The organism is Nitrosomonas aestuarii (assembly GCF_003046585.1).
GTDB lineage: Bacteria > Pseudomonadota > Gammaproteobacteria > Burkholderiales > Nitrosomonadaceae > Nitrosomonas > Nitrosomonas aestuarii.
This window is the reverse complement of sequence record NZ_QAAE01000014.1, coordinates 57694-70433: the sequence shown is the minus strand read 5'-3', so window position 1 is coordinate 70433 and position 12740 is coordinate 57694. Positions and strand designations below refer to the sequence as shown.

Genomic DNA, 12740 nt, shown 5'->3' with positions numbered 1-12740 from the left:
GCCGTTGGGAAAACCGTTCGGACAGCCTGGCGGCATGGCGTATCCACGAGGTGATGGTTGAACAATTCATCGCTTCATTCGACGGTGTGCCCAAAGAATTGATTCTGGATTTTGATGCGACCGATGATGCCGTTCACGGCAAACAGGAAGGCCGTTTTTTTCATGGGTACTATGATCATTACTGTTGTCTGCCATTGTATGTCTTCTGCCATGATCAGTTGCTGGTCAGTTACCTGCGGCCGAGCAAAATCGATGGGGCCAAACATGCCTGGGCCATTCTTTCATTGCTGGTGAAGCGGTTAAGGAAAGCCTGGCCGGAGGTTCACATTATTTTTCGTGGCGACAGTGGCTTTTGCCGCCATAAAATGCTGACATGGTGTGAGCGCCATGATGTTGGCTACATTGTTGGCATCGCCAAGAACCAGCGGCTCAACGCCATGACCGTGCAATGGCAGCAAAAAGCAGAATCGCACTTTGAACAAACGAGCGAGAAAGTACGTCAGTTTGACGAACTGCACTATGCCGCGAAAAGCTGGAATCAACCAAGGCGCATCATCGCTAAAATCGAGCACACCGACAAAGGCAACAATTCACGCTACGTTGTGACAAACTTGACAGGCGAGCCACAACACCTCTACGACAAGCTTTACTGCGCACGCGGCGATATGGAAAACCGTATCAAAGAGCAACAACTGGCCTTGTTTGCCGACCGCACCAGTTGCCATTACTGGTGGGCAAATCAATTCCGGTTGTTACTGTCTTCCCTTGCTTACATCCTGTTAGAAACAATACGCCGTGTTGCGCTGAAAGATACAGAACTGGCACATGTCTACGTAAACACGTTGCGTTTGAAATTAATCAAGATCGGTGCTGTTATCTTGCGCAATACCCGCCGCATTCGCCTGCTGCTTGCAAGCAGTTGCCCGTACCAACAACTTTTCTTTCATGTTGCAGCCAAATTAACACCTGGATAACACTTTTCTCCCTTTCAAGCTGATTTTTACCGCGCGAAATAACTACACGGGGGCAAACTACGCCTCACATACAGTAAAGTTACGCCTTAACCTGCATTTTCAGAAAAATACGCTGAAATATTTTCTGAGTCAGGATAAATATGATGACGAATCAAAACCGAAAAACATCATTCGACCTCAAATTATAAAAATTTCGTTATCTTTTTAGGTTCGTGCAATATTCGGGCTAGCGGGCATCGTATTCTTCTTTGCATTGGAAAAATTTCTCCTTTGGCATCATTGCCATGATAGTCATTGCGAAGTACATGGCAACGCCGGCCCCCTCATTCTGATTGGCGATGCCTTCCATAATTTTGTTGACGGGGTTGTGATTGCGGCAGCCTTTCTGACTTCTATACCACTTGGCGTAGCAACTGCATTTGCCGTTATTGCGCACGAGGTTCCGCAAGAAATTGGTGATTTTGCGATCCTGCTCGACAATGGATATTAGCGCAAACAGGCAATAATACTCAACGGCCTATCTGCTGCAGCAACACTGCCCGGTGCATTGGCGGCTTATTTCTGGCTAGGGGAATTGCATGCCGCAACTCCTTATATCCTGGCGCTTTCAGCCGCCAGTTTCATTTATATCGCTATTGCAGACCTCATTCCTGGACTACATCGACAGGTCACGCTCGCCGATGCTTTAAAGCAACTTCTACTGCTGCTCGCAGGCATCGGCACCATTGCATTTTTTCACATTGGAGGCTAAACAATGCATGATTTGACCGACATGGAAATCGACGCACTCAATGAAGCACTGGATGACGAATATCGCGCATGGGCTACTTATGATCAGGTAATTGCTGATTTTGGCAATATTTCTCCGTTCAGCAATATTCGTGCAGCAGAGGCGCGCCATATCGGTGCGCTTTGCGAACTGTTTACGCAGTATAGTCTGTCCATACCCGAAAACCCCTGGCCAGGTAAAGTTGAACGGTATGCCAGTCTACGGGCTGCCTGTGAAGCGGGTGCTGCGGCTGAGATTGTAAACGGCGAAATGTACGACCGTCTGTTGAAAGTCACTAACCACCCGGACATCCAGACAGTGCTGCGCAATCTTCAAGCGGCTTCACAGCAACGTCATTTACCCGCTTTCCAGCGTTGCGCGCAACGTTCCGTCACCGGCAGGCAAATGCACGGCAGAAAGCCCAATCAAAATATTCAGAAATGATCACAAAATAATTTCGCCTTAAATATGCACCTCTAGGTATTTACACGTATTGTTTCATACAATCGTCTTTGATAAGGTGGTTTGTGATGCATATCATTTATTTGACCAGGTGTTGTATAAGAACATATCAAAAAAGTGATACGGTCGTGAAGTACTCTGTTTTTTCATTTATAACATCTCAAAGGAGCGCATCATGAAAAGAATTTACTTTCTCGCACCTGATATCAACGTCACCAGAAAAATTGCCAACGAACTGCTGCTGGCCCGGATTGAAGAAAAACATCTCCATGTCATTGCTAAGCGTGGCACGCCACTTGAAGATCTGCCGGAAGCCAACCTCTTACAAAAAAGTGATTTTATTCCCGCCGTGGAGCAAGGTGTTGCACTTGGCGGCGCGACAGGCCTGCTTGCCGGACTGGTTGCTGTCGCATTACCGCCCGCATCGACCGTTATTGCAGGGGGTATTTTATTGGCAACGACACTCACAGGCGCAGGAGTTGGCTCCTGGATCGGCGGAATGGTGGGCATGAATGTTGGCAATCGACGCATTAAAGAATTTGAAGATGCGATTGAAGCCGGTGAAATGCTGTTATTGGCCGATGTGCCTCCAGAACGTGTCGATGAACTTGAAAAACTTGTCAAGCAACATATACCTGAAGTCGAAGTCGAGCAAACTGAACCGCGAATACCCGCATTTCCATGACCAAGGAAAAGAGAGACATGCGGTCATGTAAAAACCAGCGAAGTCAACCTTGAGTTGTAGTGAAGCATGACAGTATTTCGTGCCCAGTAGAAATATCAGGCCTGCGCGGTTTTCTGGATTTGTTCTGCCTATTTAATTCACCACTGGGCAATCGCTGCCAACAAAGCCGGAACCGTCCGGCTCAAGGCGATCAAGACTAAATGTATAATCAGATAAGCAGAAAATGCTGCGCTTCATGTCATAGTCGGCAGTAAATATCTAAACAACAGAGTGCGCACCCGCGAGTACATCTGCCCCTTGTTGATATGATTATTGGAGTAGCTGCGCGTATAGCCACTGACCGGGGCCAGCACTGCCGATTGAATCCTCCTGAAAATTGTATTCGGCGCACAAATAGAAAAGACCGCTACCGCCTTGTTCCTGCCGATCGTATTGCAGACTGCGCTGACCTGAATGCAATTGCAATCTGTCGTGGAAACCGACTTTGCTTATCAGCACGGTCAATTACATCCCCCAAACTCGCATGCAAAAACATTGCCAGTCACTTTTTGAGTCAATCTCCACACGTAATTTTGGTGTAAAAAGCCAACCGCTATTGGATATCCGATTTTGCTTAAGCGCCCCTAACAGACTATTTGCTTGACCACACTACAGATTCGAAGCTAAATATTTTCTAGCAGGGTCTATGGCTATATAGTAAAGTGGGTTATTAATTGAAGCAACACGAACTTCGTGAAGGTTAATTATTTCCAAATATTCAACATCCTATGTTAACGATTGCCAATCGGCGCATAAAAATAATTGACAAGACACGAAAGTTCTCTATCAGAAATTTTTCTAAATGGGTAATCTAAGATAATATACTGAAAAACCGTCTTTTTTACATCTATCTTCAATTCAATTTTTATTGACTATGAACAATCCTGATCAGGAACAACTCGATTTTATTCTGAATAGCGCCATTCTAGCCCCTTCTGCGGACAACCAGCATCGAATCCGTTTTCAGATTGATGGCAACATCATCCGAGTCTGCAATACAGAAAATGAATTACCACAGGAAAAGGGCTATAAAAGGGTGCTCACACTGATGTCGCTCGGTGCATTGTTGGAAAATCTTACAATTGCTGCCAGCCGATTTGGCATAGGTACAGAAACGCTTCTCTTTCCTGATCCGGTGCAGCCGCACATTATTGCAGAAATCCGTTTACACTCCGATCTGGCAAAGATTGATCCTTTATGGAAGGTCATACCGCTACGCCACACTAATCGGCGTCTACGCTTTTCCGGACCCGGCATGACAAATACCGAACGCAACGAATTAGACGAAGTCTGTCGCACTGACTCAACGACTTACAAGCCAATCTGGTTCGATCATTCACCAGAGCGCAAGCGAGTACTCCGCCTCATGCGCATTGCAGAAACAGAACGCTTTCGCAATCGTTTACTTCACGGCGAATTGTTTGCAGCTGTGCGCTTTGATGTCGGCTGGCACAACACATGCACGGAAGGACTTCCGCCAGGCGCCCTGGAAGTCGAGGCGCCGATGCGATTTCTTTTTTCTGCATTACGTCATTGGTCAGTAATGAAACTGGCCAATCTGTTTGGCTCGCATCACATGCTTGGTTTTCGTGCTTGTTACCTTCCCTGCTCTCTAGCCCCCCACTTGGGTTTATTAGCTGCAGAATCTATCGATAATCAATCCGTGCTTAATGCGGGGCGCGCCTTCCAGCGTCTCTGGCTGGCGGTGACAAGTCAGAATCGTGTGCTCCAGCCAATGCCGGCTTCTGCGCTTTATGCCTTAGACGGGGCCTGTAAAGAGGGCATCTCCGGCCCTTTAAAAAATGAACTGGCTGAAAACTGGAGAACCATTTTGAATAATGGCATGACGCCACTGATGCTTTTCAGAATTGGAAAAGCACAACCATCGTTGATAACTACCGGACGACATGAATTAAACCATTATTTAGACAAAAATAATGGTTAAGAATGGAATTTTAATTCCGATTATTCTGGTTATTTCTGATTCACAGACGAATCATAACTATGACAAAAACCTGGTATAGCGATCGTATGAAAACTGTAGCTGATGCTGCTTGACCTTGGCGAAAGCTCATTTCGATTGTTAAATCAGGCTTTTTTATTAAACTGCGCTCAACGCAAAAAAGCTACGCCTTACCAGCATTGAGAAAGCAACCAAAAATGATATATACAATCACACTAAAAATCCAATGAAAGCACATGAACCGTTATCTAAGGAAAGCAGTGCAGCAAGCTGGTCGTATGACAAGGCTTTCTCGCGTAATCTGGGTTTAATTTCTCCTCAGGAACAAGAAAAACTGCGTACAAGTCGCGCAGCAATTTTAGGACTTGGCGGCGTAGGCGGTGTTAACCTGGTAACGCTGGCCCGACTGGGCATATCGAAATTTACCATTGCAGACCCTGACGACTTCGAAATCGGGAATATAAACAGACAGTACGGGGCAATGTGTTCCACTGCCGGGCATTCCAAAGCACAGGTGATGCAAAACATTATTCTGGACATTAATCCTGAAGCAGAAATCAAGGTAATCACCGATCCGATCGGACCGGACAATGCAGATGACTTCCTTGAGGGTGCAGATGTACTGGTTGATGGCATTGATGCTTTCGAAATCGATATCCGTCGCCTGCTGTACCGGAAAGCATACGAAAAAGGCATCTATGCATTAGGGGCAGGTCCCGTTGGCTTCAGTACAGTATGGGTTGTTTTCGGACCAGAGCATATGCCTTTTGATCGCTATTTTGATCTTTCGGACCATTTAAATTCAACTGAAAAGTTTGCTGCCTATATAGTAGGCATGGCTCCGGCTGGCCTGCATCGCAGCTACATAGATCTCTCTTATATAAATATTAAGCAACGTACCGGCCCATCTGCCGGGTTAGCCTGTCATTTATCTTCCGGTGTTATTGCTGCTGAAGTTTTAAAAATTCTTTTGCGGCGGGGGCGCATTTATGGCGCTCCATATTACCACCAATTTGATGCTTATCGAGGACGTCTTGTCCGAAGACGCCTCATATGGGGAAACCGGAGTCCGCTGCAATATATTAAGCGTCGTTGGCTTGTCAACTTTATCAAGCAAAAAACGCAGTCCGCCTAGTATTTTTTATCAAAAAAGGAAGGCAATACCATGGAACCAACTAAAGAAGACACCTTAAATTCGGCTGAAATAAATCATTTGAGCCTGATTTTTGGAGGGCATATATTTTTTCAAACGCTTCGAACAGCCGTACAGCTCGGTATTTTTGATTTACTCAACAAAGAAGGTCCTTTGACGCGCCAAGAGATAGCAAAACGACTCGATCTGCAGGAACAACCATTGCGGATTGTTGTACTCGGCCTTATTTCGACCGGGCTGCTGAACAAACAAGGGGATCAGTATTCCAACAGCAAGGTAGCCAATCGGTTTCTGGTTCAAGACAGCCCGAGAAAAATTACCGCTTATGTCGAACTTCAACATCGCGTTATGTACAAGGGTCTGTACTGGATGCTTGATGCAGTTCGGGAAAACAAGAATGTTGGCTTAAAAGAATTTTCGGGAGACGAACCTACGCTCTACCAGCGGCTGGCACATGAACCTGAACTGGAAAAGATATTTCAGGAAGCCATGCAGGAATTATCAGTGCAAACCAATGCCGAGATGGTCCAATTTATGGATTTAAGCGATGTGAAACATCTGGTAGACGTTGGCGGTGGTGATGGCACGAATATTATTGCGCTGGCCAAGCGATGGCCGCATCTCAAAGCAACGGTTTTTGATTCACCCACCGTATGCGAAATCGCCAAAGAAAATATCGCCGCGCACGGCCTGTCTGATCGTCTCGATGCAGTTGCCGGCAATTGTTTTAATGATTCATTTCCCAAAGATGCTGACTACCTGATGTTTTGTCACTTCTTCACTATCTGGAGCGAAGAGAAAGACAGAGAATTGTTCAGGAAATGTTATGAATCACTGCCACCGAATGGCAAGGTCGCTATTTTTAATATGATGCAACATGACGACGAGACCGGCCCGCTGACTGCTGCCATAGGCTCACCCTATTTTCTTGCCATTGCAACCGGGCTAGGCATGCTTTATACATGGAACGAATATGAATCCTGGATGCGGGACGCCGGGTTTCAAAAAACACAGCGTCACAATCTATCGCTGGATCATGGGTTGATCGTAGGCACCAAATAACGAAACGCGCACAGCTTAAAAACCGGCAGAACTCACAACCAACCATCAATAGCAGTAAAAAAACCCGCGTAGACCAAGTCTACGCGGGTTTTTTAATTTACTATTCTTTTTATTATATTAGCGAACTTGAAGCAATACAGCTTAAGCTTGACGCTTTTTATTGTTTGCGAAACCAAATCCCAACAAACCGACTGCAAATAATGCCAGCATACCAGGCTCTGGAACATTTATAGTAAAGTCAAAGTCGCTTCTTGCAGTCGCGCCATTGGTCAAACCTGATCCTCCCAAAATATTGCCTGAACCTATAAAGCTATTGCTTAGCAACGGAAGATTAAATGGATTGGCCGTAATTGTTGTGCTGAAATTGGCAACTGCGTATGTCGTAGTCGATCCGCCTCCTGCTACGGTAGCGATATCATCTCCGCCTGGGAAAGCGATCGCGGTCCAGCTGTCACCCGCTTCCAAGGATGCAGTCAGGTAGTGCGCGCCACTCGTTGCGGCAGAGGCACATGCTACTTGATTTGCACAATTCAGGGCAAAGGTGTCAACACCGTTATCGAACCATAATTTAATGACTTCGTTACCTGCCAACACACCACCTGCCATCGCTCCAAAAGTAAAGACGCCGCCAGCAAACCCAGTTACCGTTATTTCGGCGATACCCGTTAACTCACCACCCGGTATAGGTGTGAAGTTATTGATATTGGGGTCAAAAGTACTGTTTATTTTAAAATAAGCGACCAGATCATCTCCGACACTGATTTTTCCATCGTTATCGTTATCGATAACATAATCCAGATCGTCATCCTCGAAAGAGGTTTGTGGAAAGAAAAGTACAGGCGCGCTTATTGCTGAAGCGCCGTAAAGAAGTGCAAAGCTTGCACCGAGAACTGTCATCATTGTTTTACATTTATTGGTAATCATAATATGTCTCCATTTAAATATATGAATAAAGTCTACCAGAAGTATAAATCTTAATTACTCACTATTACTTAAGCACGATCCGTGCCAGAAAATAAAATCACACATAACCCAATGTTTATTATTAATAAATTAACAACAAGAAAAACCTGGCAGCGATGCTTGTTCTTTCAATACAACCAATCTGTAAAAAAATTCGACAAAATGCCTGTTATTATTCCGTGTTCCAGCATTACGGTAGTACCCAAACTGCGAAAATGAGCACCTTCGAATGATGTCATCCCCAAGAAAACCATAAAACACGTGGCGCTTCACAGGCGACAGGAAATAACTTTTTATCATGCAGTTACAACAAAATATCCGACAAATCAACACAAAGCAAAACCTACTTTTCCGCTTTTCCAGATTAATCTTAAGCTACATTCATTCTGCCTGGGCAAAAAACATATTTAAGCGCACAACATTTTGCTTAAGCAGGTATTCAGGTGCCAGCAGATTAAGTCATCCGCAGTATCATGCTTTATCAGCGCCCGTTGATCGTCCCGTATCGCATTTTCTACACCTACACCCACAGGTATCCCAGATCATAAAAAATACCCATTCTTTTCTTTTTGATTACATTTTATATACAGCCGACTGATATCATTATTTAACAAACCCGGCCAGTAAGTCAAACACAAGACAGTAACCATGTAAACTTCACCGACATTACTTTTATAGCGCGATCGAATACCTCGCATATATACATATATATTTAATATACCCCTATAATTCTCAGACAAGAATCTGAATCAGCCGGAAATCAGGGTGCACAAGCCTTTTTTCAGTCGCACGCTGTTATTCAATCATTTGTATTTGTTGGATCTTGACTATGCTGCTTAAATGATTTCTATCGTACATGTTCCATTTGATCGAAACATTGTCATAATTAACTGATCGACATCAATTTCGAACCCACTTAAACATTCTCCATGGACTGGCAATTCCCACAGTTACTGTTACTGATAATCACTGCAAATGGCGCGCCCATAATGCTACGCTTTCTGGTACGCAACAGGATGATTTACCCTGTTGATTTCGGATATGTTTTTTTTGATAACAAGCGTTTACTGGGAAATTCCAAAACATGGCGCGGGCTGATCGGCGCGATAGTGACCACATCCCTGTTTGCATTATTACTGGGTTACAGCATAGAAACAGGGTTGCTGATCGCATCGGGCGCCATGTCCGGCGATCTGTTGTCCAGCTTCATCAAACGGCGGCTAGACATGCGGCCGAGCTCCATGGCGCCTTTTCTCGACCAGATTCCCGAATCTTTATTTCCAGCCTTGCTTGTCATGCAGGTATTTGATTTAACTGCACTAAATATTTTGTATCTTGTTTCGCTCTTTGTTATTCTGGAGCTTACCGTGTCCAGGTTACTATTTAAACTCGGGGTGCGTAAAAGACCCTATTGAACAGGTATGTCACATACGTTGCGACGCAAATTCACATAGTCATTTTTATGACGATATCTTCTATCAATTCGATGCCATTCTTCTGTCGCGGATTCAGGCACGATCATTTCCGGATTTTGTTACTTTGTTAACTTGGCTGGCGCACTTTTATCCACTCTTAACAGATCCTATTTAATTGAACATGCATTGCCAACTTCACCGGTTGAATTTCAATACTGTCGAAAATTCTGACACAATTTTCTTTCAACGACATCAATAAGATATAAAAAAACTTAATAAACAATAAGATATTAATCTGGCATAAATATTGCGTCTAGTTCATTCAGGATACTTATTTATTAATTGCTACTTAAATAGTATGGGTGAGGGTGATGTGACTGATGTTTTGCCAGTCAATTCACTGCATATCCGGTCGGATTTTGACATGACAACAGGCCACAAATAAACTGGTATCCGGGTTGTTTATTGCATTGGTCAATGAACGGCCATTAAGTACATTTCGGTCAGGATCTGTCAGCAAAACGATTTCATTGTACAAGAAATGTGCTTTAAAAGCTTTTAAAAATCGAACTAAACTGCAACGAAATCAGGAGGATCTAAGGTATGAATATGAGTAGAAATCTTTTTATCAGCTCGATATTGCTATTGATATCGGGGCACGCAATAGCCGGTGGCGCACTGGGTACGCCGGTAGGTATTCCAGTAGGAATCCAGCTAGGACAGACATTGGGCAATATACTTCCTATTGCATTGGGAAGTGCTTTGCCGGTCACCATTGGTGGCGTATTGGGGATAGGTGCTGTCAGCCTGGCAGTTGGCATTCACTTGGTAAAACGCAAGAAAAAGCTCTAATTTTCACAGTCTGGCGTACTGTTATACATACATAAGTACAACCTCTATGGTCTTCGAGAATCTACTTGTAGTGACGCTGTTCTCCATTGGCGGTGGCATTTTTCTGCTAGAGCGAGTGCCATTATGTCAACGGCAAAGAATTAAGCGCAACGGTCGCTGGACTACTAATCTGGGGATCCTGGTTATTGGGAGTATTGTGCTTGCGCTGTGCTTTCCTGTTGGCCCCTATGCCATAGCTGAAATGCAGCCGCATGGCTTTTTATCTTCCATGGAGATACCACTGGGAGGCCAGTTTGTGTTGGTGTTTTTACTCTTGGATTTCTGGCGCTACTGGGAGCATCGCATCTTTCACAAGGTATCACTGCTTTGGCGAGCACACCTTGTTCACCATAGTGATACTTTTATCGATGTAACCACCGCAGAAAGGCATCACCCCTTTGAAGCTCTGATAACAACACCACTGGCGTTAATGCTGGTGTTTGCCCTAGGTCTTCCAGCTGAAGGCGTTGGCATCTATCTGCTTGCAGCAATAGCAAGCTCACTATGGGTCCATTCCAACTTGCGGTTTCCCAGTGTATTTGATTCAGCACTTCGGATACTGGTGGTTACGCCTGCGGTCCACCTGATACATCACTCCAGCACACAGCAGCAAACAGACAGTAACTATGGCTCGATATTGACTGTATGGGACCGACTGTTTGGCACATATATTGATCCTGCCAATGTACATATTCCGTATTTCGGGCTGGAATACTTTCACAAAAAACGGGATACGACATTATTGAGAACGCTCTTACAACCGGTATTGTACAGAAAGAACATGCCCTCTTCTGTGCGCGAAATACAGCCCGAACTGCCATCGATAAAAACCACAGCGCTCAGTTACGAATGGCAGCAGGCATTACTATATGGTGGCATGGGTTTGGTATTAGCCAGCCTGACCATGTGGCCGACCTTTGTCAGCCTGGTATCGCTCTGGTCGTCCTCAGAACCCTACCAATATGCCTGGCTGGTTTTGCCTTTTCTAATTTACGCACTGGGCTGGCATTATCGTGATGAGCTATTAGCCCTGTCTCCGCAAGCTGATCCATTAGGGATCGCCGTTACTGCCGGCGCAATCATATTATGGCTGATCGCCGCTGTAGTACAGATCAATCTGGGAATGTACGCTGCTTTCGTATTGGTATTACAAGGCATTCTAATATCAGTCGTAGGCCGACACATTTGGTGGCAGTTATTTCCTTTATTCGCACTGCTGTTTTTTATGATTCCTTCAGGAGATGTACTGCAATTACCGCTACGAATCCTGACAGTTATGGCCATAGACTGGTTTGCCAATATCACCAACCTTCCTCATAGCATTGACGGCTTCGTAATTTACATTGGCGCTAATCGTTATGTAGTTATCGAGGCATGCTCTGGTTTAACTTTCGTAATGCTGGCAATGTTTCTCGCCTACAGTTGGGGCACCTTGCTATACCATTCCATGTCAAAGGTAATAGGCCTTGCTCTGCTTGGCGGTTTGCTGGGTATTGCCGCCAATGTGTTACGCGTTAATATGATTATCTGGCTGGATTGGATTAACGGTACCCAAATGAGTTTGGCAGAACATGGTGATATGCAGTTAATCGCGCTGATTTTTCTACTCGGTGCTTTATTCCTGACCGTTTATCGCCTGCAACCAGAGGTTAAAACAGGTAACAGACCCTGCAGCGATAAAACTCAGCTTTCAGGGCAGAGCATGAAAGGCTATATGCCGCTTGTTGCGGGCTTGCTAGTAGTGTGCACAGTTGGGCTGGCACAGTTAATAATGAGCATTTCGGAGGCGGAATCACCCTCATCTTCCGCCGAACTCGCTTTCGTAAGCACTGATAACTTTTCTGCTGCTCAATCAAATATAAACTGGGTTGTGGATGAAAAAACCAAAACCAGCACACTGAATTTGGTTTTAGATAGCGATTTGGAGGTAATGATTGTGCAGGCTCTGCCGGGTAATAAGAAACTATCTGAGTCCGGCCTTGTTCCAAAAGGAAACCATGACTGGCGTGAGGCCAATATTGCAAGCCGATTAGCCTGCTTGCAAGAACACTGTATTAATTTCATGCACACAACCTGGAATCGGAGCGGTAGCGACGATGTTCAGCACATCTTTTATGCTTATCATGTCGGAAACTATATCACGGACTCCAAATTAATTTATCGCGTGGCAACTGGCTGGAATCGACTGACAGGCGCCAATCAGAAAGCGGGGCTGATCAGTTTCTTCTTTGCCGGCAAACCGCCCGCTCTCGAGAAGCTTGTCGATGCTTACATGCAGATTCAAACTGCTCATCGTCAAAATAATTGGGATAAATGGCTGATCGAATCAAGAGATATTTAACTGTGTTAAATATGATTTATCAG

Annotated in this window: 13 protein-coding genes; 11 read left to right on the top strand and 2 right to left on the bottom strand. The window is 44.9% G+C overall.

What is annotated here, in order from left to right:
* From C8R11_RS11870 to C8R11_RS11855, 5 genes are all read left to right on the top strand, one after another.
* A partial coding sequence (locus tag C8R11_RS11870) for an IS1380 family transposase (protein WP_107795887.1) occupies positions 1 to 974 on the top strand: 974 nt, incomplete at its 5' end.
* Positions 975 to 1227: 253 nt separating this feature from the next.
* The gene (locus C8R11_RS16510; protein WP_219908597.1) at positions 1228 to 1464 is read left to right on the top strand and encodes a ZIP family metal transporter; all 237 of its coding nucleotides are present in this window, start codon (positions 1228 to 1230) and stop codon (positions 1462 to 1464) included.
* Between the two features lie 57 nt (positions 1465 to 1521).
* Positions 1522 to 1725, top strand: a complete 204-nt coding sequence (locus C8R11_RS16505) for a hypothetical protein (protein WP_219908596.1) — start codon at positions 1522 to 1524, stop codon at positions 1723 to 1725.
* A gap of 3 nt (positions 1726 to 1728) precedes the next feature.
* Positions 1729 to 2187, top strand: a complete 459-nt coding sequence (locus C8R11_RS11860; RefSeq protein ID WP_219908595.1) for a ferritin-like domain-containing protein — start codon at positions 1729 to 1731, stop codon at positions 2185 to 2187.
* Between the two features lie 193 nt (positions 2188 to 2380).
* On the top strand, positions 2381 to 2890 hold the full coding sequence (locus C8R11_RS11855; RefSeq protein ID WP_107795886.1) for a DUF1269 domain-containing protein: 510 nt from the start codon (positions 2381 to 2383) through the stop codon (positions 2888 to 2890).
* Positions 2891 to 3199: 309 nt separating this feature from the next.
* Here the strand turns inward: C8R11_RS11855 and C8R11_RS11850 are convergent, their stop codons facing one another.
* The gene (locus C8R11_RS11850; RefSeq protein WP_146159109.1) at positions 3200 to 3388 is read right to left on the bottom strand and encodes a hypothetical protein; all 189 of its coding nucleotides are present in this window, start codon (positions 3386 to 3388) and stop codon (positions 3200 to 3202) included.
* 415 nt (positions 3389 to 3803) lie between these two features.
* Here C8R11_RS11850 and C8R11_RS11845 point away from each other — a divergent pair, with 415 nt between their 5' ends.
* The 3 genes from C8R11_RS11845 to C8R11_RS11835 all read left to right on the top strand — a co-directional run bounded on the left by C8R11_RS11845 (position 3804) and on the right by C8R11_RS11835 (position 7107).
* A complete protein-coding gene (locus tag C8R11_RS11845; RefSeq protein WP_107795884.1) occupies positions 3804 to 4874 on the top strand; it encodes a hypothetical protein in 1071 nt (356 codons plus the stop codon).
* Positions 4875 to 5118: 244 nt separating this feature from the next.
* Positions 5119 to 6027: a ThiF family adenylyltransferase gene (locus C8R11_RS11840; protein WP_107795883.1), complete on the top strand. Its 909-nt coding sequence runs from the start codon at positions 5119 to 5121 to the stop codon at positions 6025 to 6027.
* Positions 6028 to 6057: 30 nt separating this feature from the next.
* Entirely contained in the window at positions 6058 to 7107 is a 1050-nt protein-coding gene (locus C8R11_RS11835) for a methyltransferase (protein ID WP_107795882.1), read from the top strand.
* A gap of 141 nt (positions 7108 to 7248) precedes the next feature.
* Here C8R11_RS11835 and C8R11_RS11830 read toward each other — a convergent pair whose 3' ends face one another.
* Positions 7249 to 8031, bottom strand: a complete 783-nt coding sequence (locus C8R11_RS11830) for a PEP-CTERM sorting domain-containing protein (RefSeq protein WP_107795881.1) — start codon at positions 8029 to 8031, stop codon at positions 7249 to 7251.
* 968 nt (positions 8032 to 8999) lie between these two features.
* Between C8R11_RS11830 and C8R11_RS11820 the strand changes: the two genes are divergently transcribed.
* From C8R11_RS11820 to C8R11_RS11810, 3 genes are all read left to right on the top strand, one after another.
* Positions 9000 to 9485 (top strand): CDP-archaeol synthase, encoded by a 486-nt coding sequence (locus C8R11_RS11820; RefSeq protein WP_107795879.1) that lies wholly within the window; start codon positions 9000 to 9002, stop codon positions 9483 to 9485.
* A 603-nt stretch (positions 9486 to 10088) separates the two neighbouring features.
* On the top strand, positions 10089 to 10337 hold the full coding sequence (locus C8R11_RS11815) for a hypothetical protein (RefSeq protein ID WP_107795878.1): 249 nt from the start codon (positions 10089 to 10091) through the stop codon (positions 10335 to 10337).
* Positions 10338 to 10383: 46 nt separating this feature from the next.
* Positions 10384 to 12717 carry an archaeosortase/exosortase family protein gene (locus tag C8R11_RS11810; RefSeq protein WP_107795877.1) on the top strand — a complete coding sequence of 778 codons (2334 nt, stop codon included), beginning with the start codon at positions 10384 to 10386 and terminating at the stop codon, positions 12715 to 12717.
* Positions 12718 to 12740: the final 23 nt, after the last annotated feature.